Here is a 23,223-nt window from a genome sequence, read left to right on the forward strand (position 1 = left end):
GCCTCTTTTAAAATTATCAAATATATCAGTAAATACCTAAAAAATATGAATTTAATTTCCTTATAAATAAAAAAAATCAATAAAAATTATTTATTGATTTCCCATTTTTAAATATTCTTAAACCTTGCTAATCTGATATTCTACCAAATTCATCAGCTGGCTTTTGTACTGCTTTTATTATTTGAATAACACATATTACAAATTCTACAAAAAGAATTACCATTCCAACCAAAAGAATATATGTTAATACTCCTATTATTCCTGCAATTAAAAAATATATTCCTTCCTGTTTTCTACCCGCATAAAATGAATGGATTCCGAAAGCTCCAAAAAACCAGGCTAATAAGCAATAAATTACTTTATTGTATTTAGGTTTTTCATTTTCTATATTTTCAGGCAAATTAGTTTCTGACATAATAAGTCCTCCTTAAATATATTTATATATAAGCATAATTTTTAATTTTTTAGAATAAACCTGGAATACTTACTCCGCCAGTAACTACTTCCATCTCTTTTTCAGCCATTTCTTCAGCTTTATCCAAGATTTCGTTTACTGCGTTTACAATTAAATCAGAAACTATTGTTGCATCATTTTCTTCAATTGCATCTTTTAATACATCCAATGAAATTGACAAGTCAACAATTTTTTTCTGTCCATTTGCTTTTACAGTGATTCCTCCACCAGCAACAGATGTTTCTACAAATTTGTCCTTCAAACCTTCTTGAATTTTTAACATTTCCTGTTGCATTACTTGAGCCTTTTTAATTATATCCTGTTGGTTTCCACCTGATTTACTTCCTGCTCCTTTTATTTTTCTAACCATAGTTAATAATCCTCCTGCGAATTATGATTTATTTATAACAAATTTTATTTTTTACAAAAAAAAATGGTGGAGAGAGAAGGATTCGAACCTTCGAAGGCTGAGCCGGCAGATTTACAGTCTGATCCCTTTGGCCACTCGGGAACCTCTCCACAACATTCTAAATTTTAAATAGTGGTGCCGCTTGTCGGACTCGAACCAACCACCTACTGATTACAAGTCAGTTGCTCTACCAGATGAGCTAAAGCGGCATTAAATGGCGGAAGTGACGAGACTCGAACTCGCGACATCTTGCGTGACAGGCAAGCACTCTAACCAACTGAGCTACACCTCCATAATGGTGGTCACAATTGGGTTCGAACCAATGACCCCCTGCTTGTAAGGCAGGTGCTCTCCCAGCTGAGCTATGCGACCATAAAACAATCACCATTTAACATTAATATTCAATTTTTAAATTGGTACGGCCTAGGGGGATCGAACCCCTGTTACCGGGATGAAAACCCGAGGTCCTAACCACTAGACGAAGGCCGCACATTCATTCCCTTATTTGTTTTCTTACTACTCACAGACAAGAAATATAATATCATATTTAATTTTGTTTGTCAACAACTTTTATAAAAAAATTTTGGGTTTCTTTAAAATTTATTATTTTTTACATTTTTATTACTATTATTTTCTGCAATCCATTCAATTCATGTTCAATTTCATCACTTGCCGATATTTTCATAGTAACTCTATTTGAATAATTCTTTTCAAGTATTTCTATTCCAAATTTTAGTGTATTTGCATTTAAAAAAGTTTCTATTTCTGAAGTATATTCGTAATCATAATCCAGGATGAAAATGGATTTTTCCACATATTCTACAATTTCTGCCTCATTAATAGCTAATTTTGCAGTTTTGGCATAATTTCTTATAAGTCCTCCTGCACCTAGTTTTATCCCACCAAAATATCTCGTTGCAACTATTGCCACATTATACACATCCAGAATATTAAGTATTTCCGCCATCGGTTTCCCCGCTGTATTGCTCGGTTCCCCATCATCATTATATTTAAAATATTCCTGTCCATTTTCCATAACCCTGTAAAGTGGCACATTGTGAGTTGCATTTGGATGCATCTTTTTTATTGAATCAATAAACTTTTCTGCTTCATTTACCGTCGAAACTGGCTTAATATACCCAATAAACTTCGATTTTTTTTCTTCAAATTCAATTATTGTCTCCTTTTGCACAGTTTTCAAATTATTCCTCCCTTCGCTTTATTAATACTAAACCTTATTTAAAAAATAGAAATAAAATTCTATAATAATTAATTTGATAACCTTATTAAAAAAATTAAATCTAATTTTTAAGTATCCATATAAGGGATTCCTATTCAAAATTTGAAAAATCTCTTATTGTTAATAAATATTTTTCACAATTCTGATTTCTACTATTTAAATGGGAAATAGTATTAGATTATTTTGTTTAATAATTATTTTTTCTTTCATTTTTTAATATTTCATCCAATAATTTTATTACCCTTGTATTTTCAAATTCTTTTCTGTATTTATTCATTACATTTTCATCCGCAACAGAAAGCATTTGTGCAACTGCAAGATATAGTGCTAATTCTGACTGCTCGTTAAAATAAACATCCTCATAGCTTACATCTTTCGTTGAAACGTTATCCAAATAATATTTTACTGCATTTTCTATTCCATAATTCATCATATTTTTAGCTATTTTAATTTCAGCAATTTTTAACTCAAAACCTCTTATATAGTCATCCGGAATACCAAAATCCTTCTGATTTTTCCCAATTTTAAAATAATCAATTATACGTTGATATTTATTAATTTCCTTCTTCTGATTTTCCAAAGTTTCTTTCCCACTGTCCAGAATTTCCTTTACGCTTTCACCATAAGTCCTTGTATCCTCCAAAACATTTTCCGTATCTTTATCAGAAATATCAGCAGCATCCTTATTTTGTATAATTCCTTTTTTATTGTCATAAGAAAAGCCATCTGGTAAGTCATTTGCCTCAGTGTTAGGTTTTTTCTCATCTTCAACCAAGTAATCACCCAATGTTTCAATGAACATTACCATATCCAGATTTTCACTTAATGTATCAACAAGTTCCATTACTATAGAATTTTTATAACGTCGTTTTATGAGATTATAATAAAATTTTGCTTTTTTTTCATCGCCTTTCAGCTTATAATAGGTAAATTCGTTTGAAAGTTTATCAAATTGTGTTGAATACGGAGCAATTTTATCCATATATTCCCTTGCTTTTCTAAAGTTCTTTTTTTCACCCACCATATAGGCTCCCACAAGAACTGCACCCAATGTTTCATTTCTTTCATCTTTTTCATAAATTTTCTTTAATTTTAAAAGATTATCGTTTTCTTGCCCATCTTCTGTAAAAAAATTTTTTTCATCTTTGATCTCGTATTCAAACTTTATCGTTTCATCAATTACATCCTGCTTTATCCCAATTTTGGAAAGCCTGTCCTGTATAAGTTCAGCTCTAGTGTATGCCGATAATTCACATCCCAGTGTTAAAAAGAATGGCAATGATAACGATATAAAAATTTTTTTCATGAACCTTCTCCTCTTTCTTAATTTACCATTTTTGACAAGAAATCCTTGTCCTTTTCAGTTTCAGCCTGAATTTTCTTAGCAATCCACGTATCTTCCAATTTTGCCCCATTGCTTATTTTTAATAAATCTTCTTTTATCTCCTCATTCATTATTACAACATTAAAATAAAGTATAACTTCCGCACGCAAATTATAATTTTGTATTTCCTCACTCACACTTTCATTTACAATATTATTCAAATATTCTGAAACAGCCTGTTTCACTTCTCCCTTATCAAAAAGATTACGAATTTTGTTCAAATAATAAGTCAATTTCATAAAATAATATTCCTCGTCAGAAACTCCCACTTTTCGACGTTCACTCTCGTTTTTTAACAATTTTAGCACTTTTTCCGTAAGCATCTGTTTTTCCTCAAAATCTTTTGCCACAAAAATTTTTGCCAGTGTAACTACAATTGTATCATTATATTTTTTAGGAATTTCATCCATATATTTTTCAAAACTTGGCATATCTCCCTTGTCCAGAGCGTACATCATTTTTGAAAAAGTCTTTTCATATTCATACGGCGTATATTTTACAAACAAATCAAGATATTTTTTGTAATCTCCACTTATTTTTGATTCAAAAATTGTAATTAAAGCCTGTGCCACTATGTAGTTCCTCTCATCCTTCTGAAGCAATTTTTCCAGCTTTTCTACCCTTTCCCGAATAATCTTCTCATCATTTTCAAAATACTGTGTATCCCTTATTTCATAATCCAGTGCCACCGTTTCATCAATCAACGCCTGTTTCACCCCAAGTTTTGATAATGTTTCCTGAATTTTTTCCTTTTGCGAAAAACCATACACTCCAAAATTCATCATTAAAAATATTCCTAAAATCAAAAATAATTTTTTCATCTTTACCACGTCCTTAAAATTTTGATAAAAACATTTTATACACTTACTGTTCATGTCTAAAATTACAACACTATATTATATCCCATATTTTCGATTTTCAAAAATTTTTATTGAATTTTCTTATATTTTTTTAAAAAATTAAGCTAATATTTATTCCTGCCAGCCGTAAAAAAAATTCCACAATTGCAAAAAAACCATTTGTTAAGTGTGAACTTCCCAAATAAACAATTGCAAAAATAATCAAAATTCCATATCTTTCAATTTTATTATAAAATGCCCTAATTTTCTCCCCTGAAAAAGAATAAACTATCCTACCCCCATCCAGTGGTGTTATAGGTATCAGGTTAAACAATCCAAGCAAAAGATTTATTGAATAAATATAAAGTAGAATTGTCATAAAAATATTCTCAATCTCCAGATGTTTTCCTAAAAATTTCAACAGTACAAGTGAAATTGCCGAAAGAATAAAGTTTACCACTATTCCAGCAATTGCAACACAAAATAATCCCAACCGATGTGGCCTTAAATTATAAAAATTAACTGGAACAGGTTTTGCCCAGCCTACCAAAAATTTGAATCCACTCAAAAGTATAAGAATTGGCAGGATTATTCCCGTCAAATCAATATGTTTTAGTGGATTTAGTGTGATTCTACCCTCTCTTTTGGCAGTATCATCACCAAATTTATAAGCTACATATCCATGTGCCACCTCGTGAAGAGTCATTGATATTACAAAAACCACAAGTGAAATTATCATATCCCTTGAAATTTCCATCACAAAAAAACTTTTTGCAATAAAATAAATAATAATTGTGGCAATAACTCCCAGTTTCAATTCTGGATATTGAGGATTCAAAATTTTAAATCTATTATAATACTCTTTTACTATTTTCACAAAATTTCCTTTCTAAAGTTACAATTTTAATTTTAAAATATACCCAAACGAAATAGTTAAAAATAGCTGTTCGAGTATATAATCAGGTTATTCATTTTCTATCCCTCTTCAATCCCCACTTCCACATCCTTCTTCCAGAACGCCATCCCAATTTTCACAACATTGTAATTTTCATATTCTAAACTTTTTGCATACTCTCTTTCGTTTATCTGTTTAAGAGCCTCTTTTATATTGAATGATAAATCCTCTTTTTTCAATTCCCCATTTTTTCCCAAATCCATCACCCCAATTTATTTTTATTTAAGTTAATTATACCAAATTTCATAAAAAATAACAAAGCATTTTAAAGAATTAGCACAAAAAGATATGGAGTACCAAAATTGATACTCCAATCTAAAGTTTCCTTTATTACATTTTTGTTTTACTATTTTTTAAACATTCCAGTAACTTTATCCGCTAATCCCTTAGCACCTTCCACTGTCTTGTCTACTGCTTCCTCAGCACCTTTTTTTACATCTTGAACAATTTTATTATTTGCAGCTTTTTCAGCTAAATCTTTTGCACCTTCCACAGTTTTTCCTAAAACTTCTTCAGTTCCTTTTTTTATATTTTGAGCAACTTCACTTCCTGCAATTTCCTTTGTTTTATCAACAGCCTTATCAGCTAAATCCTTTGCTCCATCTGCAGTTTTTTTCAAAGCATCTTCTGCTCCTTTTTTCAAATCATCAAAATTCATAACTTTTTCCTCCATTTTATTATTATTTATAATTATTAACTCATTATCTTATTCTACAGTTACCGATTTTGCCAAATTTCTTGGTTTATCAACATCATTTCCTTTTAATTTTGATAAATAATATGCCAATAACTGATGAATTACAATCGTAGGGAATCCTGCGTAATCATCTTCCACATCTGGAATATAAAATACTTCATCCGCCACTTCTTCTACAACTGTGTTTCCTTCTTTTGCGATTGCAATTACATAAGCCCCTCTTGAAGTAACTTCTTTTATATTTGATACTGATTTTTCAAACAAGTCAGATTGTGTAACATTTACAACAACTGGTACCCCATCCGTAATAAGTGCAATCGTACCGTGTTTTAATTCTCCTGAAGCAAAGGCTTCTGAATGAATATACGAGATTTCTTTAGATTTTAATGCACCTTCCACAGCAATTACATAATCAAGCCCACGTCCAAGATAGAACATGTTTTCGCTATCTTTAATCTTATCTGCGACATCTTTTATTTTTTCATTATATTCCAGCATTTTCTGAATACTTTGTTCCACTTCATATAATTTCTTAATATCCTTTATTGCTTCATCTTTTGTAATTTTTCCAAATTTATATGCAAAGTCTATTGCCATCAAGTTTAAAATTACCATTTGAGTTGTATACGCCTTTGTGGAAGCAACGGCAATTTCAGGCCCTGCCCAAGTATAAATAACGTGATCCGCTTCCCTTGCTATCGAAGAACCAACTACATTTGTAATTGCAACAACTCTTGCACCATGCCTTTTAGCCTCTTTCATAGCCTCCAGCGTATCCAAAGTTTCTCCAGACTGACTTAACACGACAACTAAAGCCTTGTCATTAATTACAGGGTTTCTATATCTAAATTCTGACGCAATGTCAACATCTACACGGATTCTTGTTTTCTTTTCAATGATGTGCTTTCCAGCAAGCCCGGCATGATAAGCAGTTCCACAAGCTACGATATAAATATCATTAATTCCGCTCAAATATTCTTTTGTAAGTCCCGCATCATCAAAATTAATGTTATAATTTTCATCAACTCTGCTGTTCAAAGTTTTTACAAGCACTTCTGGCTGTTCAAAAATTTCTTTTTCCATAAAATACTCATATCCACCTTTAGAAGCAGCTTCCAAATCCCACTCAATATGAGTTACATCTCTTTTTATCTCATTTCCGTCTACATCCATAATTTTTACAGAATCTTTTTTTATTTCCACAATTTCATTATTTTCAATCAAATATACATCCCTAGTATATTTCAAAATCGCAGGAATATCTGACGCAATAAAGTTTTCTCCATCTCCAAGCCCCACAATAAGTGGACTTTCCTTTCTTGCTGCAATAATTCTGTCAGGCTCATTTACAGACATAATTCCAAGTGCATACGCTCCTTTTATAACTTTTAATAATTTCTTTACTGTTTCAAGCAAATCTCCAGTATAAAGTTCATCCAGCAAATGTGCCACAACTTCTGTATCAGTTTCTGATTTAAACTTATACCCTTTTGCAACTAAATCCTTTTTTAGTTCCAGATAATTTTCAATAATTCCATTGTGAACAACAACTAATGTTTTATCCTTGTTAAAATGGGGATGTGAATTTTCATCAGATGGCTTACCGTGAGTCGCCCATCTTGTATGCCCTATCGCAACTGTCCCTGAAAGCGGATGTTTTTTCAGCTCATCAGCCAAATTCTGCAATCTTCCCACTTTTTTCACAATCTCAAATTTCTCATTTCCAGTATTAACAGCAATCCCAGCCGAATCATAACCTCTGTACTCTAATTTTTCCAACCCGTCAATAACAAATTCCTGAGCGTTTTTTGCCCCGATGTAACCTACAATTCCACACATAATTTTTCTCCTTTATAATATAAAATTACTAGAAAATGTTACTATAATACCTTTGTAACTCCAATTACTCAGAATTTTTGTATATTATTAAGGTTGTAACCACCCAAAGAGCATCCGCCGATTATTTCGATAACTCTTTCCCTCGTCTCCTTTATCCATATTTTACCTTTAAAGGACTGGCGCTTTTCAATCTTTATTTTCTAGTTCATATGATTATATCAAATTTTTTATATTTTTTCAATATGTGAAATCTTTATTTTTTGTATAACTTTTTATACTATTCCCCATTTGCATAGCGAATATTTAATAAATTTTGAATTACATACTATTTTAGCAAGGAATTAAAACTTTTAATTTCTAATGGGGTTTAGTATTAAAATTATTTCTAATATTTTTTATTGGTACTCTTAATAATAAAATCGTCTTTTACATATAAATCTCTAAACTCTTCAAATATTTTATAAAATCCTTTATTTCCTGATTTTGATAAAGTTTTTCATCTCCAACTAATTCAAATATATAACCTCTGTACATTATTTCATAAATTGTCGGATTTTCATTTCAAATTCAATTATTTTAGAAGTTTCCAGTTTATAACTACCAATTGACATAGGCCTTGTTCTAAAAAAATTTAATATAAATTTGGACATATGTTTTGATTCCAAAAACGAAGCAGTACAAAATACTAAAAGTATTACAACACTAAGCATTAATTTTTTTATCACTTTGCTACCTCAAATTACTCCATTTCTTCCAAAATATCTCTCACAACTTCCCTATCATCAAAATGTGTTTTTTCAGTCCCGATTATCTGATAAGTTTCGTGTCCTTTTCCTGCGATTAACAGGCTGTCGCCTTTTTGAAGCAATTTCATGCCGTGTTTTATTGCTCTTTTTCTATCAGCGATAATTAAATATTTGTCAAATGGATATTTTTCTTCAATAAGCCCTTTCTCTATATCCGCTAAAATTTTTACCGGGTTTTCTGTACGGGGATTGTCTGAAGTTAAAATGATGTAATCACTGAATTTTGCGGCTGCTTTTGCCATTTTTGGACGTTTTTCGTGATCTCTGTCACCACCTGCACCAAATATTGTTATCACATGCCCGTCTGTGATTTGCTTTAAAGTTTTCCCAACATTTAAAAGCCCGTCGTCTGTATGTGCAAAGTCAACTACAATCCGTACTTCCAAATCATTTTTTATTGTTTCAAATCTTCCTGGTACAGGCGGCATTTTTTCCAGTTTTTTCACAATATAGCTCATTTCAATGCCAAGTGACAATACAGAAGCCACACAGCCAAGAATATTATATAAATTATATTCTCCGACTAAATCGACTTCAAATTTGTATTCTTCCTTTTGTTCTTCATTTATATCCTTTAAACGAGGATTTGTTTTTTCTAAATAATTTTTTAAGTCTATTTTCACTTTCATTCCGTTATTTGTATAATTTACAATATCTCCCCAGATGTCAGCTTCTTCATTTCTCACACCTATCGAAATATAGTTGCTGGATTTTTTTTCAGAATAAATTTTTGATCCATATTCATCATCAATGTTAATTACACCTGTCCCGTTATTTTTTTTGTCATTTCTCAACATTGAGAATAATTTTTTCTTGGCATTAAAATAATTTTCCATTGTCTTATGAAAATCCAGATGATCCTGTGTCAAATTCGTAAATATTGCAGAATCAAATTGCAACATGTCCACACGTCCAATTTCCAATGCGTGCGAGCTGACTTCCATTATAAAATAATCTGCACCCTTTTTTACACTTTTATCTATTAATTTTATTAATTCCAGCGATTCAGGAGTTGTATTCACTGTTTCAAATTCCTCATCTAAAATACGGTTTCCTGTTGTTCCTATTCTAGCTGTCTTTTCCAAAATGTTTTCTAAAATAAAACTTGATGTAGTTTTCCCATTTGTCCCTGTAATTCCAATAATTTTTATTTTATCTTGCGGATAACCATAATAATTGGATGCTATTGTCCCTAATTTTTTTCTTATATCTTCCACTAAAACAAAAGTTATATCAGCAGCATTCTTATACTCGGCCATATCCACATTTCTTTCCACAATAATCATTTTGGCACCGCCGTCAATTGCCTTTTGAATAAAACTATGTCCATCCACAGCACTTCCAGACATTGCCACAAATACAAAATCCTTACTGATTTTTCGTGAATCATACTCAATACCCTTTATTTCAAAGTTCTTTCCATCTTTGAGCACTTTATACTCTACATCTTTAAACATTTTATACATCTTATACACTCTCTCCCTTTTCCAAGAATCTCAGGATTCTCAAATTTATCTTATACTTTATTCTATCACTTTACTCAAAAAAAATCTAGAAAAAAAGTTGTTGACAAATTCAAAAAAATACTATATAATATCATTTGTAAGTTTGCTTTTAAGTAAATTATGCCTTGGTGGCGAAATCGGTAGACGCACAGGACTTAAAATCCTGTGGGAATTTATCCCGTGCCGGTTCAAGTCCGGCCCGAGGCACCACTTAATAGAAACTGTATTACATTGTCGCGGGATAGAGCAGCATGGTAGCTCGTCGGGCTCATAACCCGAAGGTCGTTGGTTCAAATCCAGCTCCCGCCACCAAATGCCTAGATAGCTCAGTTGGCTAGAGCATACGGTTCATACCCGTAGGGTCGGAAGTTCGAATCTTCTTCTAGGCACCATTAATTATACTAGTTAATTTGTACTTGCGATTATTGTAGGTATTTTTTTTTACAAATATTTACTAAATTAAAAAATTTTAAGGAGAAAATAAGCATGATTCATATACTGGCAAGTTTTCAAGTGAAAAACGATAAATTATCTGACTTTATCAAACTTTGTAATGAACTTATAGAAGAAAGCCGTAAGGAAGAAGGATGTATTTCTTATCATTTACAGCAAAATACAGAAAAAGAAAATCAATTTGTATTTGTTGAGGAATGGAAATCCAATGAAGCTATTGAAAAACATAATTCAAGTGAACATTTTACCAGAATTGTACCGCTATTAGTAGAAATGTGTGAAAATGCTCCAGTTATTCAGACATTTAACAGAATAATTTAAAAATTATCAGAATGCAGCTTATTTGACTGCATTTTTTTATTTAAAAAATATTTTATGAGAATAGATAAAATTTTTGTTATTTATCCAATTCTTATTTTAAAACAGACATATTATTCTAAATTTTTTACTCTGTCCAAATAAAATTAAAAATTTGAAATGTTTGTAATGTTATGATATACTAAAAACATAAATTAAATCTAAAAATTAGTTTGGAGGACAAATATAATGAAAAATAAAATTAAAATAGGTGTTTTGACTCTATTATGTATATTTGCTATGTCTTGCGGAAATGGAGGACAAAATGGAAAGGTTTTATTTGAGTCATCAGATAAAAAAATAAAAGTATATGAGAGTGAAGTTAATAATGAACTGGAAAAGGGATTATTTTCCAATGGATTGACTGAAAAAGATCTCACTCCTGAGCAAATTACACAAATGAAACAGTCTATCATAAAAAATATTGCTATAAACAGGGCAATCGCCTTGAAAGGAAAAGAGCAAAAACTTAACAAGGACAAAAAATATACTGAAAGCCAAAATATCTTACAAGAGCAATTACTGGCTAACTTAGCTATATTTAACGAACTTAATGACAAGGCAAAAATCAGCGATCAGGATGCAAAAAATATTTATGATGCAAATGCGGCTAATTTTACACGTCAGGAAGACTCTGTAAGACTACAGCTTATCGTATTTAATACTTCAGATTCAGCAAAGGCAAACCAAGTATTAAGGGAAGCCGTTGCAAATCCTGCTAATTTTACTGCTTATGCACAAAAATATAACGCAAGCATTCAAGGAGTTGCTGAAAATGGTGAAACTCAGGAAATTCCATTAAGTCAATTGGAAAGCCGTTTTGGCCCTTTAAATGAAGCTATTAAAAATGTAGCGGCTGGACAAATCGTAAATAGTGTAGTTACTGTTGGAAATGATTTATACATTGTAAAAGTTTTGGAAAAAAATGCTAAAGGTTTGATTCCTTTTGAAAAAGTTAAGGAAGCTATAAAAACTCAATTAAGAAATCAAAAAAGACAAGCTGAACAGCAAAAATTTATAAAATCCATAACTGATGAATATAAATTATCAAATATTGATGAAGCAATAAAAAATATTAAATAATTCACTACAAGTAAAATTAAATAGGAAACAATTTCTAAGTTTAAAATTTAATTATGTAGTAAAACTGCTTTAAAACTAACTCAAAAGTTTTGGCTATATTACTTAAATCCCTGAATTTTATTTCAAAGGGGATTTGGAATAGAAAGGAGCTGTTTTAAATAGATATAAAATTTATAGCATCTATTTTTAACAGCTTATTTAATGTAAAAGAATACTAAATGCTGAAAAGGAGGTTATTTTATGAAAATATTGAAATATTTATTAAGCCTTGTATTAATAGTTCTAATTATGTTACTTTTTGGTGTAATGTTTTCCAGCAATATTGTTTCATACATGACGAAAACTAAACATTCGGAATTTGAGAATGTAAAATTTTCCATAAAAAATAGTGAGATGAATTTTGATAATTTTGTAGTTAATGGAAAAAGTCTGGGAAAAGGACGGGCTACTGTCGGAGTTGTCAGAACTGGGCTATTCAACCTTGTACCAAAATTGACGTTGTCTAACTTGAAGCTGGAGGATGTTAATCTGGATGGAATTTATAAGGAAAAAAGTTCTCATATTGATACTTTTACTGATAAGATAAATTCACTTACTACTCAGGAGAAGTCTGATAAATCAACGGCTGATTTTATTAAGGAAACAACAAACAAAGTTACAACTTTGACAACTAATACTGATAATTTCATTAATAGCAAATTACGTGAAAATATTGAAAAAGTTAATGTATTAAAACAGGATTACGTAGGACTTACAGACTTAAAAAGCAAGGCTCAGAAGATTGTGGAGCTTAACAATGAAATAAAACCTTTAGCAAAGGCTATTAACGTGGAAAAGGAAAATATTGAAAAAAATATTTCTGAAATTGAAATGGAGCGAAATATTGCACTTACAAATATTTCAGATAATCTGACTAAGCTGGAAAAGGAAATTTCGTTAAATGATTTCAATAACATTAATTCCAACAATAATGCTCAGAATATGAATCTATATATATTCCTAGATAAAGGGAAAGACTTGGAAACTTCCCTAAACACAGCCTTAAAGGCAACTGCCCTTATAAAAGAGATAAAAGATTTGAATATGAGAATATCAGATATTAATATTAACGATGGAAAAATAGTGGCTAGAGGGCTGGATGGAAGTAATGTCCAAGTAAATGGAGAAGTTTTATTGGAAAACAATGCAAAATCATTAATAAAAGGACTGAACAATGGTTATGAAATTACTTATAATAAGGATAATTTCACTTCCAAAACATTATTTGCAGCTAATAAAATAAGTTCCGTTATTGAATACGCAAAAAATGATTTACTTGAAGGAAAAGTTATAAAACTTGCTTCAGAGCTTGTTCTTGAAAACAATAACTTTAAAAACTTAAATCACACTGTACTGACTGATGAAGAAAAAACATTGCTGACTCAGAAAATTGAAAATTTGAAAAATAACAATTATCAACAGATTATGACTAAATATGAGGAAGATAATAAAAATATTGAAGCATTAATTGACAATGTCTATGTACAAAAAAATAAACTCGATAAACTGCAAAAAGATCTATTGTCATTAGGAACTATTATCAAATTTGAACAGCCAACTAACAATGCAGCTACCGAAAACAATAATCAAACTAATAACTCCACTATTAATATTTTAAATAATTCAAATAATAACACTGACAATAATATCAAAAATCAGAATGAAAATCAGAATTCCAACAAAATTAATATTGGAAACAGATAAATTTTTTGAAAATTATAGGCATACCACAACTGATATGCCTTATTTTTTAAACTTTTGTTTGTATAGCGAAACCATTTTAAGACTCACAGCTTTCGCTATCAAAAGTTCAGAGAAAGGAAATATTTATGTTATTAAGTATAAAAAATGTTTCAAAAATATATGACAATGGGACAATTGCCTTAAAAAATGTTTCATTCGATGTGGAAAAGGGTGAATTTATATCGGTTATTGGGCCATCAGGTTCGGGAAAATCGACACTTCTCAGAAGTATTAATAAAATGATTGATATTTCAGAAGGTTCAATTTTATTTGAAGATAAAAATATTGAAAACTTGAAAAAGGGAGAAATAGAGCTTGTCAGACGGGAAATTGGAATGATTTTTCAAAATTATAACCTTGTGGAAAGGCTTACCGTTATTGAAAACGTGCTTCATGGGCGACTTGGATATAAATCGATAATTGCTGGAATATTAGGCATTTATTCAGAAGAGGAGAAAAAAGAGGCTTTTAACTTTCTGGAAAAGGTAAATATGACTAAGTATGCTTACCAGAAGTGTAATGAACTGTCTGGAGGGCAAAAACAGCGTGTAGGAATTGCAAGGGCAATTATGCAAAAACCAAAACTTTTACTTTGCGACGAACCAATCGCTTCACTTGATCCAAAAACCGCTGAAAATATAATGGACTATTTAAAAAAAATTGTTTCCGAGCTAAAAATTACGTGCATTGTGAATCTTCATCAGGTTGATATTGCCAAAAAGTATTCTGACAGAATTATTGCCTTAAATAAAGGCGAGAAAATTTTTGACGATAAAACAGGACGGCTTACAGATGATATGATTGAATTTATTTACAAAGATGAAGAACAGACACAATAAGGAGGTTTTATGAATTTAAATGAAAAAGACATTTTTAAACGGAGATTTTATTCCAAAATTATATTTTTATCAATAATTATCCTGATTTATACAATATCCTCCATTATTTCAGGTTTTCAGAATGGAATGGCTTTTTCCTCAATTCCAGCTGGCATTTTTTGGCTGTTACAAAAGTTTATACCTACACAGAATGCTTTGCAGTATTTTCCAGAAATTATGGATTCAGCAATAAAAACCGTTCTACTTGCCATAACTTCCACAACGGTTTCTGCAACTTTTGCGTTATTTCTCGCAATAATTGGCTCAAACTCAACTGGAATCAATATTTTTACAAAAATTACAACAAAAGTAATCGCTTCATTTTTTAGAAATATTCCAATTGTCGCATGGGCTTTAATACTGGTATTTTCCTTTAAACAAAGCCAATTTACAGGTTTTCTCGCATTATTTCTAATAACATTTGGTTACTTGACACGTGCCTTTTCTGAAACAATTGACGATGTTGCAGGTGATGTAATTGAAGCATTGAAATCAGTTGGAGCTTCATACTTTCAAATAGTATTCTGTGGTGTTATCCCGAGCGTTTCCTCGCAGCTATTGTCGTGGCTTCTGTTTTTTATCGAAACAGGTGTTCGGGAATCTACATTAATTGGAATTTTGACAGGAACTGGAATTGGATTCACATTTAGCCTGTATTACAAAAGTTTTAGATATGATGCCGCTGGGCTTGTAATTTTAATAGTTACAGTTATTGTAATTGGAATCGAAATTCTGTCTAACAAACTTAGAAAAGAAATGATGTAAAACAAATTAACAGAAGGAAGGTGAATTTTCTTTTGGAAAAAATAAGAATTAAAAAACTCACAAAATCAAAAATTTATTTATACATAACCTTGTCCCTATTGTCAATTATTACAATTTATACATTAGTCACAATGGATTTTGGCGGTGTAAACATTGGTGAAGCGACTGGACATTTTTTTAAAGATTTAGGAACAATGTTCTTTTCTCCCAAGCTATCTGAAAGAAATACCTTTAATCAAATTTTGTTTAGTCTTGCGGTAACAATTGCCTTAGCTGCACTTACAACAATTATAGGTTCATTCATAGCACTGTTTCTATCTTTCTTTGCAGCACAGAATTTATCAGGCAGATACATTTCCAGAACTATAAAACTAGGAATATCATTTATCCGTGCGATTCCAACAATATTATGGGTTATGGTATTTTCAGTAGTGGCAAATGTCGGTGTAGAAGCAGCGATTATCGGAATGACTTTTCACAGTGTCGCCTACCTTGTAAAAGCCTACTCCGAAAGCATTGAAGAAATTGATAATGGAATCATTGAGGCTCTCAGGGCAACAGGTGCTTCATTCTGGAAAATAATATTTCAGGCTGTATTGCCAAGCACTATTACATCCCTTTTATCGTGGACATTTATCCGTTTTGAAATAAATTTTACAAATGCTGTATTAGTGGGAGCGGCGGCTGGAGCAGGTGGAATTGGATACGATATGTTTATGTCAGGAAGCATGTATTTTGATATAAGAGAAATAGGAGTCTTTGTATATCTAATATTTGGAGTAGCAATTATATTGGAACTTATTTCATATTTGTTGAAAAGAAAATACTTAAAAAACTAAATGGAAAATATAGATTTATAAATAAAAAATCTCTAAATTAAGGTAATTTCTTTTTTAGAGATTTTTTTAGTTAATAATTATATAAACTATTTTTATTTTTTCTATCATATACTCAAATCATTTAATTTAGTATCAACTATAAGTTTTATAAAATCTTAAAGCTCTCATTTTTCTTCAATCTACTTATGCTATATTAATTATATAAGTAGAGTCTGTTTATTACTAACACAAAAAATTTAAATTTTCCAAACATACGTTCATATCAATACTAATAAACCAACTTCAAAATAGATATAACAATATATAAGTCAAATTATCTTTCCAGTTGCTGACAAATATAATAAAGTTATATAAAATTATGTGAATTATTTATCAAATTCAAGAAAAAATATATTAATTTTTTTTGTTTTTCCAATTTATACAAAATCTGATTATTTCAATTATTAGAAAACATATTACTCAAAAAGATTTTGAAATTCAATGAAAATATTAGATGTTAAAATATAAATATTAATAAGAAAAGAAGTAGATTATTATGAAAAAACTGATCAGTATAGTGATATTTTTGATAACTTGTATATTTTCTTTTGGAAATGACTGGGAATTTGAGTCACGGGGAGAACATCTTATTCCACTTCAAATTTCTAATATGGCTATTAAAAAAGAAAAAATAGAATTTAATCTAAGAGATGATAATTTTATGGAGGTATCAGTAAACTTTGTATTTGACAGTTCATCTTTGCAAAATTTGGATATGACTTTTCTAAAAAAGAGCTGAAAAATTATTTTAGCCAGTTTTTCTGGTATGAACCGAATAAACAGGTTTATATACCTAAATATATTTATGAGGATAGGATAAAAATAATAGATGAAATATTAAAAAAAAATATTAATAAAATTTAAGGAGGTAATTTTCATGAAAAAAATAAAACCTAAAGAAAATACAGAAGTAAAAAAATTACCTGAAATTAATGCACCTATTTTGGGAAAAACTGAAAAGGAAAAAGAATTTATGGTAATAAACAAATATGGTGATTGGTATTATATCATTTTTGAATATCCTGCTGGTACAGGATATATACACAAAAGACAAGTGGAAATTATTAAGTAAGACAAATAATTTTGCTAGCTAAAATTAAGTCTAAAACAAAAAAGCACACATTCAATTTTAGTGTGCTTTTAAAATTTATTTTAACCATTAATTTCTATTAACGATTTCTTCTATTTACAAAACTCTTCATTTGTTTAACTGCTAAGTAAGAATCTATTTGTAACAATAATTCCACCGCAGTTCCGACTAAGATCAGTAAACTTGTTCCTCCAAGCATAACTGGAAGTTTTAGGACGTATCCAAACCAGATATTTGGCATAATACCCAATAATGATAGGAAAATCGCACTCCCAAACGTTACTCTTGTAGCAACTTTTTCCAAATAATCAGCCGTCTCCTTTCCAGCTCTTACCGTAGGAATTGTTCCCCCGCTCTGCTTCAAATCATCAGATACTTTATCTGGATCAAAAGCAATAGTAAGTGTATAGAAAAATGAAAATACTGTAATTAATATTGCAAATAATAATAGATATAAAACTCCTTTTGGCTCAAACTGAGCTGCCAAAAAGTTCTTTAAATCTCCTGTTTTCATCATTGAAACTAAAAACGGCGGTGCTGCCATTAATACTGACGCAAAGATTATTGGCATTACTCCAGACATATTTATTTTTAATGGTAAATATGTTCTTTTCCCAACTGTACTTTGTCCCCCGCCAAACCCAAGACTTCCTTTTCCTGCATATTGAATGGGAATTCTTCTTTCAGCCAGCTGTATAATTACCATAAGTGCAATAAATACTACAAATACTACAATTGATACCCCTAATAAAACTTTTCCCATTCCACTAGGCAATCCTGCAAGCATAGCACTAATAACAGATGGCAATCCTGCAACAATGTTTAAGAAAATTAGCATTGATGTACCATTTCCGATACCTCTTATTGAGATTCTTTCAGAAATCCACATCAGGAATGAAGTTCCTCCTGTAATTAGAACTACTGTACTAAGTATAAATTTTGGCCCCGGTTCCAATACCAACCCTTGATTTTGCATTAAAACTGCAATTCCAAATGATTGAATGATTGCTAATACAATTGTTACATATCTTGACCATTGTGTTATTTTATCACGTTCTTTTCCACCTTCCTTTTGCATTTCATCTATTTTAGGGAAAATTACTCCTAATAATTGAAATACAATGGAAGCATTAATATACGGGACTATTCCCAATGCAAAAATTGAAGCTCTTTCAACAGCTCCACCCGAAAATAAATTTAAAAATTGAGCAATTGCATTTCCCTGCTGGAAATTTTTAAAAGCCTCTGTATTAATTCCCGGAACTGCTATGTGAATTCCAACTCTTGCAACCATTATCATAAGTAATGTAAATGTTACTCTTTTTTCTAGTTCGGGTATATTAAAAATAGCTTTTACCCTGCTTGTTACTGCTTCAGCTAGAGTCAATTCTATCACTCCTTTAGTGTATGAAGAAAAAGCAAGATATCAAATCTTACTTATTCCCATCTTCTTTTTTATTATTTCCTGCTTTAGCTGAATATGATCTTACTTCTAATAATTCTACATTTCCTCCAGCTTTTTCAATTAATTCCTTAGCTGTTTTAGAAACCTTGTGTGCTTTTACAGTTAATTTTTTATTAACTTCTGCATTCCCTATAATTTTTAATAGACTTGTAAAATCTTTTTCTTTTACATATGATTCAATATTTACATTTAAATATTCTCTTACAGCTCTTCTACCTTTTGTATTTCTTAAAACCTCATCAGAATATTTTGTTATAAATTTAGGGTTTTTAACTATTCCATTTTCAACTAATGTTTGTAAGCTAACTACATCTCCATCGTTAAATTTTTCAACAATATTAGCCAATGTAATTACAATTATATCTTTTTTAAATGGTGCATTAGAAAATCCTCTTTTAGGAATTCTTCTAATAATAGGCATTTGTCCACCTTCAAATATAGGTGATACATATGAACCTGATCTTTGTTTTTGTCCATTGTGACCTTTACCGGCAGTTTTTCCCCAACCAGTTCCGTGTCCTCTTCCTACTCTTCTTCTTTCTCTCTTCGATCCAGCAGCAGGTCTTAATTCATTAAGATTCATCTATTCTAAACCTCCTCTACTTTAAGTAAATAAGAAACTAATTTAATTTTTCCTTCAATATCAGCAGTTTTGTTATGAACTGCACTTTGACTGATTTTTCTTAATCCAAGTGATTTTACAGTCGCAACATGATTAGGTTTTCTTCCATTAATTCCTTTTACAAGCGTTACTTTTACTTTAGACATTAATTTTACCTCCTAACCTTATTATCCTAAAATTTCTTCAACTGATTTTCCTCTAAGTCTTGCTACATCTTCAAGAGAACGCAATTGTTTTAATCCTTCTAAAGTTGCTCTTGCAACGTTATCTTTAGTTTTTGAACCTCTAATTTTTGTAAGCACATCTTTTACACCTGCTAACTCTAATAATTCCCTAGTTGCTGAACCAGCGATAACTCCTGTCCCTTTTGAAGCTGGTTTTAATAATACAGAAGTTGCATTATATTTACCAATTTGCTCATGCGGTAATGTTCCACCCTTTAATGAAACAGTTACTAAGTTTTTCTTAGCATTTGCGATGGCTTTTCTGATTGCATCAGGTACACCGTTAGCTTTTCCTAAACCGATACCTACTTTTCCTTTTTCATCTCCAACAGCTGCTAATACTGAGAACGAAATTCTTCTTCCTCCTTTAACAGTTTTAGAAACTCTGCTTATTCTTAAAAGTCTTTCTTTATATTCACTTTCTCTTTCTCTGTTATCTCTATCTCTAGCCAAAATAAATCCTCCTTATCTTTAGAATTTTAATCCTGCTTCTCTAGCAGCATCTGCCACAGCTTTAATTCTTCCTGTGTACACATATCCACCTCTGTCGAATACAACAGCAGTAATACCTTTATCTAACGCCTTTTTAGCAATTCTTTCTCCAACTTGTTTAGCTGCTTCAATATTTGAACCTTTTTCAATTTTTGCACCTTTTTCAATAGTTGATGCAGAAACTAAAGTGTTTCCTGTTGTATCATCAATTACTTGAACGAAGATATTTTGTAAACTTCTATACACAGCAAGTCTAGGTCTTTCAGCAGTTCCAACGATTTTTTTTCTAATACTTCTATGTTTTTTCTGTCTTAATTTATTTCTATCAAGTTTTTTTACCATTAAAATCTACCTCCTATCCTTTCTTACCTTCTTTTCTTCTAATTACTTCATCAGCGTATTTAACACCTTTTCCTTTATATGGTTCAGGTGGACGTTTAGCTCTGATGTTTGCGGCAACTTGTCCAACTAATTGTTTGTCAATTCCTTCAACAGAAATTTTAGTATTTCCTTCAACTTTGAAAGTAATTCCTTCTACTGCTTCAATTTCAACTGGATGTGAATATCCTAAAGACAAAGTTAATCCTTTTCCGCTAGATTGTACTCTGTATCCTACTCCGACTAATTCCAATCCTTTAGTGAATCCTTCACTTACTCCAACAATCATATTGTTTAAGTTTGCTCTTGTAGTCCCATGAAGAGCTCTGATATTTGGTAAATCATTTGATCTTTCAAATGTAATTTCATTACCATCAATATTTACTTTAATTTCACTGCTTAATTCTCTTACTAATTGCCCTTTTGGCCCTTTTACAGTAAAAGTATTTCCATCCTGCTTAACCTCAACACCAGCAGGTATAGTTATAGGTTTTTTACCTATTCTTGACATTGTTTATCCTCCTAATTTATAAAATGCGTAAATTACCACACGTAGCAAAGAACTTCTCCACCAACGTTATGCTTTCTGCATTCCTTGTCTGTAATAACACCTTGTGGTGTTGAGACAATGGCAATTCCTAATCCACCTAATACTTTAGGCAAGCTTTCTACAGATGTGTAAACTCTTCTTCCAGGTTTTGATATTCTTTTCAATCCTTTGATTACAGCTTCTCCATCTACAGTTTTTAAAGATACAACTATATTTTTTATAGCTCCTTCTTCTTTGATTTCATAACCGTTTATATATCCTTCATTTTTTAATATATTCGCTATACTTTCTTTAATTCTTGAAAATGGTATTGCAACTTGTGCATGTTTAGCCATGTTTCCGTTTCTGATTCTAGTAAGCATATCAGCAATAGGATCTGTTAAATACATTAATTCTTCCTCCTCTCAAAATTACCAACTTGATTTTTTTACTCCAGGGATAACTCCCTCTCCTGCTAATTGTCTGAACATAACTCTTGAAATACCAAATTCTCTCATATATCCTCTTGGTCTTCCGTTAATTTGACATCTATTTCTAACTCTTGTAGGTGAAGCGTTTCTTGGTAATTTAGATAATTCTAAAATTGCTTCTCTATCACCTTTTTTAGCTCTTGCTTTTAATTCAGCTCTTTTAGCTGCATATTTATCAACTGTTTTTTCTCTTTTTAAGTTTCTTTCAACCATTGCTTTTTTAGCCATTGATTAAATTACACCTCCTTCAAAATAATACTATTTTGCAAACGGCATTCCGAATGCTTTTAATAAAGCTCTTCCTTGCTCATCATTTTGTGCTGTAGACACGATTGTAATTCCTAATCCAAAGATTTTATCTACTTTATCAATTTCAATTTCAGGGAATACGATTTGTTCTCTTAATCCTAATGTATAGTTCCCTCTTCCATCAAAACCTTTAGGTGAAACACCTTCAAAATCTCTTACCCTTGGTAATGTGATACTGATTAATCTATCTAGGAATTCATACATTTTTTCTTTTCTTAATGTAACTTTTGCTCCAATTTTTTGTCCTTCTCTTAATTTAAATCCAGCTTCTGATTTTCTAGCTGCTCTTGGTACAGGCTGTTGTCCTGTAATTTGTGCCAATTCAGCAATAGCCGTATCTATTAACTTAGGATTGCTTACTGCTTCTCCAATCCCCATATTCACTACTATTTTATCAAGTTTTGGTACTTGCATAACGTTAGATAAATTTAATTCTTTCAATAATGATGAAACTATTTCATCTTTGTATAATTTCTGTAATCTTGGAATATATTTTTCAGCCATTTATTACATCCTCCTCTCTAAAATATTATATTTCATTACCAGACACAACTGATATTCTTACTTTTTTTCCATCTCTAATTTCTTTTCTTACTCTTGTAGGTTTCCCTGCCCCTTCATCCCAAAGCATTACTTTAGATGAGAAAATTGGCATTTCTCTTTCTACAACTTCGCCTTGTGGGTTCATTGCATTAGGTTTAATATGTCTTTTTTTGATATTTACACCTTCAACAATTATTTTTCCAGTTTTAGGGAATACTTTTAATACTTTTCCAATTTTTCCTTTATCTCCAGTTTGCGTACTGTTTTCATTACGTAACAAATCTTTTGATCTACCACTAATTACAATAACTGTATCTCCAGTTCTAACATGTAATCTTTTAGGTACTGATTTTAAGTTTGGTTTAGCCACGTTTAACTCTCCTTCCTATAATACTTCCGGTGCTAGAGAAACTATTTTCATAAAGTTTTTCGCTCTTAATTCTCTTGCTACAGGTCCAAAAATTCTTGTTCCTCTTACTTCTAATGCTGTATTTAATATAACTGCCGCATTGTCATCAAATTTTATATATGAACCATCTGCTCTTTTTAATTCTTTTCTTGTTCTAACGATTACAGCTTTTACTACATCACCTTTCTTAACGTTTCCGTTTGGTATAGCTTCTTTTACTGTTGCTACTACGATGTCTCCTATTTTACCGAATCTTCTTCTTGATCCACCTAATACTCTAATAACCATGATTTTTTTAGCTCCAGTGTTATCAGCAACATTAAGCATCGTTTGTTGTTGAACCATTT

At 30.8% G+C, this 23,223-nt stretch carries 31 protein-coding genes and 8 tRNA genes; 12 read left to right on the forward strand and 27 right to left on the reverse strand.

The features are described 5' to 3' along the window. Nucleotides 1-127 precede the first annotated feature (127 nt). From K324_RS0104450 to K324_RS0104525, 16 genes are all read right to left on the reverse strand, one after another. Nucleotides 128-415: a TM2 domain-containing protein gene (locus tag K324_RS0104450; protein ID WP_051354388.1), complete on the reverse strand. Its 288-nt coding sequence runs from the start codon at nucleotides 413-415 to the stop codon at nucleotides 128-130. Between the two features lie 49 nt (nucleotides 416-464). Then, nucleotides 465-824, reverse strand: a complete 360-nt coding sequence (locus K324_RS0104455; protein WP_026748112.1) for a YbaB/EbfC family nucleoid-associated protein — start codon at nucleotides 822-824, stop codon at nucleotides 465-467. 64 nt (nucleotides 825-888) lie between these two features. Then, nucleotides 889-973, reverse strand: a tRNA-Tyr gene (locus tag K324_RS0104460). Nucleotides 974-996: 23 nt separating this feature from the next. Beyond that, a tRNA-Thr gene (locus K324_RS0104465) sits at nucleotides 997-1,072 on the reverse strand. Nucleotides 1,073-1,078: 6 nt separating this feature from the next. After that, nucleotides 1,079-1,155 (reverse strand) — tRNA-Asp (locus tag K324_RS0104470). Between the two features lie 4 nt (nucleotides 1,156-1,159). Continuing rightward, nucleotides 1,160-1,235 (reverse strand) — tRNA-Val (locus tag K324_RS0104475). A 42-nt stretch (nucleotides 1,236-1,277) separates the two neighbouring features. Continuing rightward, nucleotides 1,278-1,352, reverse strand: a tRNA-Glu gene (locus tag K324_RS0104480). 121 nt (nucleotides 1,353-1,473) lie between these two features. Beyond that, entirely contained in the window at nucleotides 1,474-2,064 is a 591-nt protein-coding gene (locus K324_RS0104485; RefSeq protein ID WP_026748113.1) for an IMPACT family protein, read from the reverse strand. A 226-nt stretch (nucleotides 2,065-2,290) separates the two neighbouring features. Then, the gene (locus tag K324_RS14265; protein ID WP_051354389.1) at nucleotides 2,291-3,409 is read right to left on the reverse strand and encodes a hypothetical protein; all 1,119 of its coding nucleotides are present in this window, start codon (nucleotides 3,407-3,409) and stop codon (nucleotides 2,291-2,293) included. 17 nt (nucleotides 3,410-3,426) lie between these two features. Next, the gene (locus tag K324_RS0104495; RefSeq protein ID WP_026748114.1) at nucleotides 3,427-4,308 is read right to left on the reverse strand and encodes a hypothetical protein; all 882 of its coding nucleotides are present in this window, start codon (nucleotides 4,306-4,308) and stop codon (nucleotides 3,427-3,429) included. Nucleotides 4,309-4,438: 130 nt separating this feature from the next. Then, a complete protein-coding gene (locus K324_RS0104500) occupies nucleotides 4,439-5,203 on the reverse strand; it encodes a site-2 protease family protein (RefSeq protein ID WP_026748115.1) in 765 nt (254 codons plus the stop codon). A 98-nt stretch (nucleotides 5,204-5,301) separates the two neighbouring features. Next, a complete protein-coding gene (locus K324_RS0104505) occupies nucleotides 5,302-5,478 on the reverse strand; it encodes a PD-(D/E)XK nuclease domain-containing protein (RefSeq protein ID WP_248615346.1) in 177 nt (58 codons plus the stop codon). 149 nt (nucleotides 5,479-5,627) lie between these two features. After that, nucleotides 5,628-5,939, reverse strand: coding sequence for a hypothetical protein (locus K324_RS0104510; RefSeq protein WP_026748117.1), 312 nt, complete (start codon nucleotides 5,937-5,939; stop codon nucleotides 5,628-5,630). A 48-nt stretch (nucleotides 5,940-5,987) separates the two neighbouring features. Next, nucleotides 5,988-7,817 (reverse strand): glutamine--fructose-6-phosphate transaminase (isomerizing), encoded by a 1,830-nt coding sequence (gene glmS, locus K324_RS0104515; protein WP_026748118.1) that lies wholly within the window; start codon nucleotides 7,815-7,817, stop codon nucleotides 5,988-5,990. 533 nt (nucleotides 7,818-8,350) lie between these two features. Further along, a complete protein-coding gene (locus K324_RS0104520) occupies nucleotides 8,351-8,542 on the reverse strand; it encodes a hypothetical protein (protein ID WP_026748119.1) in 192 nt (63 codons plus the stop codon). A gap of 14 nt (nucleotides 8,543-8,556) precedes the next feature. Next, nucleotides 8,557-10,089, reverse strand: coding sequence for a UDP-N-acetylmuramoyl-L-alanyl-D-glutamate--2,6-diaminopimelate ligase (locus tag K324_RS0104525; protein ID WP_026748120.1), 1,533 nt, complete (start codon nucleotides 10,087-10,089; stop codon nucleotides 8,557-8,559). Between the two features lie 161 nt (nucleotides 10,090-10,250). On the opposite strand from K324_RS0104525, the gene K324_RS0104530 reads away from it, so the two are divergent. The 12 genes from K324_RS0104530 (at nucleotide 10,251) to K324_RS0104580 (ending at nucleotide 17,396) form a co-directional block, all read left to right on the forward strand. After that, nucleotides 10,251-10,338: transfer RNA gene (locus K324_RS0104530), tRNA-Leu, on the forward strand. A gap of 25 nt (nucleotides 10,339-10,363) precedes the next feature. Continuing rightward, nucleotides 10,364-10,440 (forward strand) — tRNA-Met (locus tag K324_RS0104535). A 3-nt stretch (nucleotides 10,441-10,443) separates the two neighbouring features. Further along, nucleotides 10,444-10,520: transfer RNA gene (locus K324_RS0104540), tRNA-Met, on the forward strand. 94 nt (nucleotides 10,521-10,614) lie between these two features. Continuing rightward, on the forward strand, nucleotides 10,615-10,902 hold the full coding sequence (locus K324_RS0104545; protein WP_026748121.1) for a putative quinol monooxygenase: 288 nt from the start codon (nucleotides 10,615-10,617) through the stop codon (nucleotides 10,900-10,902). Nucleotides 10,903-11,127: 225 nt separating this feature from the next. Continuing rightward, nucleotides 11,128-12,021 (forward strand): peptidyl-prolyl cis-trans isomerase, encoded by an 894-nt coding sequence (locus tag K324_RS0104550; RefSeq protein WP_026748122.1) that lies wholly within the window; start codon nucleotides 11,128-11,130, stop codon nucleotides 12,019-12,021. Nucleotides 12,022-12,261: 240 nt separating this feature from the next. Further along, nucleotides 12,262-13,764, forward strand: a complete 1,503-nt coding sequence (locus K324_RS0104555) for a hypothetical protein (protein WP_026748123.1) — start codon at nucleotides 12,262-12,264, stop codon at nucleotides 13,762-13,764. 125 nt (nucleotides 13,765-13,889) lie between these two features. Continuing rightward, complete coding sequence (gene phnC, locus K324_RS0104560; RefSeq protein ID WP_026748124.1) at nucleotides 13,890-14,642, forward strand: phosphonate ABC transporter ATP-binding protein; 753 nt, start codon at nucleotides 13,890-13,892, stop codon at nucleotides 14,640-14,642. 9 nt (nucleotides 14,643-14,651) lie between these two features. Then, on the forward strand, nucleotides 14,652-15,446 hold the full coding sequence (locus K324_RS0104565; protein WP_026748125.1) for a PhnE/PtxC family ABC transporter permease: 795 nt from the start codon (nucleotides 14,652-14,654) through the stop codon (nucleotides 15,444-15,446). A 32-nt stretch (nucleotides 15,447-15,478) separates the two neighbouring features. Next, entirely contained in the window at nucleotides 15,479-16,285 is an 807-nt protein-coding gene (locus K324_RS0104570) for a PhnE/PtxC family ABC transporter permease (protein WP_232056086.1), read from the forward strand. 535 nt (nucleotides 16,286-16,820) lie between these two features. Beyond that, the gene (locus K324_RS0104575; protein ID WP_026748127.1) at nucleotides 16,821-17,063 is read left to right on the forward strand and encodes a hypothetical protein; all 243 of its coding nucleotides are present in this window, start codon (nucleotides 16,821-16,823) and stop codon (nucleotides 17,061-17,063) included. Beyond that, on the forward strand, nucleotides 17,060-17,188 hold the full coding sequence (locus tag K324_RS16615) for a hypothetical protein (RefSeq protein ID WP_428829215.1): 129 nt from the start codon (nucleotides 17,060-17,062) through the stop codon (nucleotides 17,186-17,188). Before K324_RS0104575 ends, K324_RS16615 begins: the two co-directional genes overlap by 4 nt. 13 nt (nucleotides 17,189-17,201) lie before the next feature. Beyond that, nucleotides 17,202-17,396 (forward strand): SH3 domain-containing protein, encoded by a 195-nt coding sequence (locus K324_RS0104580; protein WP_026748128.1) that lies wholly within the window; start codon nucleotides 17,202-17,204, stop codon nucleotides 17,394-17,396. A 97-nt stretch (nucleotides 17,397-17,493) separates the two neighbouring features. Here the strand turns inward: K324_RS0104580 and secY are convergent, their stop codons facing one another. Genes secY through rplN form a run of 11 tightly spaced genes read right to left on the reverse strand, consistent with a single transcriptional unit; the run spans nucleotide 17,494 to nucleotide 23,221 of the window. Then, nucleotides 17,494-18,801, reverse strand: coding sequence for a preprotein translocase subunit SecY (secY, locus tag K324_RS0104585; protein WP_026748129.1), 1,308 nt, complete (start codon nucleotides 18,799-18,801; stop codon nucleotides 17,494-17,496). Between the two features lie 46 nt (nucleotides 18,802-18,847). Next, nucleotides 18,848-19,462, reverse strand: coding sequence for a 50S ribosomal protein L15 (rplO, locus tag K324_RS0104590; protein WP_026748130.1), 615 nt, complete (start codon nucleotides 19,460-19,462; stop codon nucleotides 18,848-18,850). 5 nt (nucleotides 19,463-19,467) lie between these two features. Then, the gene (gene rpmD, locus K324_RS0104595) at nucleotides 19,468-19,647 is read right to left on the reverse strand and encodes a 50S ribosomal protein L30 (protein ID WP_006806072.1); all 180 of its coding nucleotides are present in this window, start codon (nucleotides 19,645-19,647) and stop codon (nucleotides 19,468-19,470) included. Between the two features lie 21 nt (nucleotides 19,648-19,668). Then, nucleotides 19,669-20,178, reverse strand: a complete 510-nt coding sequence (gene rpsE, locus K324_RS0104600; protein WP_021768819.1) for a 30S ribosomal protein S5 — start codon at nucleotides 20,176-20,178, stop codon at nucleotides 19,669-19,671. A gap of 18 nt (nucleotides 20,179-20,196) precedes the next feature. Continuing rightward, nucleotides 20,197-20,559: a 50S ribosomal protein L18 gene (gene rplR, locus K324_RS0104605; protein WP_026748131.1), complete on the reverse strand. Its 363-nt coding sequence runs from the start codon at nucleotides 20,557-20,559 to the stop codon at nucleotides 20,197-20,199. 13 nt (nucleotides 20,560-20,572) lie between these two features. Further along, nucleotides 20,573-21,106, reverse strand: coding sequence for a 50S ribosomal protein L6 (gene rplF / locus K324_RS0104610; RefSeq protein WP_026748132.1), 534 nt, complete (start codon nucleotides 21,104-21,106; stop codon nucleotides 20,573-20,575). A gap of 32 nt (nucleotides 21,107-21,138) precedes the next feature. Next, nucleotides 21,139-21,534 carry a 30S ribosomal protein S8 gene (gene rpsH, locus K324_RS0104615; protein WP_026748133.1) on the reverse strand — a complete coding sequence of 132 codons (396 nt, stop codon included), beginning with the start codon at nucleotides 21,532-21,534 and terminating at the stop codon, nucleotides 21,139-21,141. A gap of 21 nt (nucleotides 21,535-21,555) precedes the next feature. Continuing rightward, nucleotides 21,556-21,843, reverse strand: a complete 288-nt coding sequence (rpsN, locus tag K324_RS0104620) for a 30S ribosomal protein S14 (protein WP_006806077.1) — start codon at nucleotides 21,841-21,843, stop codon at nucleotides 21,556-21,558. A gap of 30 nt (nucleotides 21,844-21,873) precedes the next feature. Further along, the gene (gene rplE, locus K324_RS0104625; protein ID WP_026748134.1) at nucleotides 21,874-22,428 is read right to left on the reverse strand and encodes a 50S ribosomal protein L5; all 555 of its coding nucleotides are present in this window, start codon (nucleotides 22,426-22,428) and stop codon (nucleotides 21,874-21,876) included. Nucleotides 22,429-22,453: 25 nt separating this feature from the next. Next, nucleotides 22,454-22,837 (reverse strand): 50S ribosomal protein L24, encoded by a 384-nt coding sequence (gene rplX / locus K324_RS0104630; RefSeq protein ID WP_026748135.1) that lies wholly within the window; start codon nucleotides 22,835-22,837, stop codon nucleotides 22,454-22,456. Between the two features lie 15 nt (nucleotides 22,838-22,852). Next, the gene (rplN, locus tag K324_RS0104635; RefSeq protein WP_006806080.1) at nucleotides 22,853-23,221 is read right to left on the reverse strand and encodes a 50S ribosomal protein L14; all 369 of its coding nucleotides are present in this window, start codon (nucleotides 23,219-23,221) and stop codon (nucleotides 22,853-22,855) included. Nucleotides 23,222-23,223 lie beyond the last annotated feature (2 nt).

This window comes from Leptotrichia trevisanii DSM 22070, from assembly GCF_000482505.1.
In the GTDB taxonomy this organism is placed as follows: Bacteria; Fusobacteriota; Fusobacteriia; order Fusobacteriales; family Leptotrichiaceae; genus Leptotrichia; species Leptotrichia trevisanii.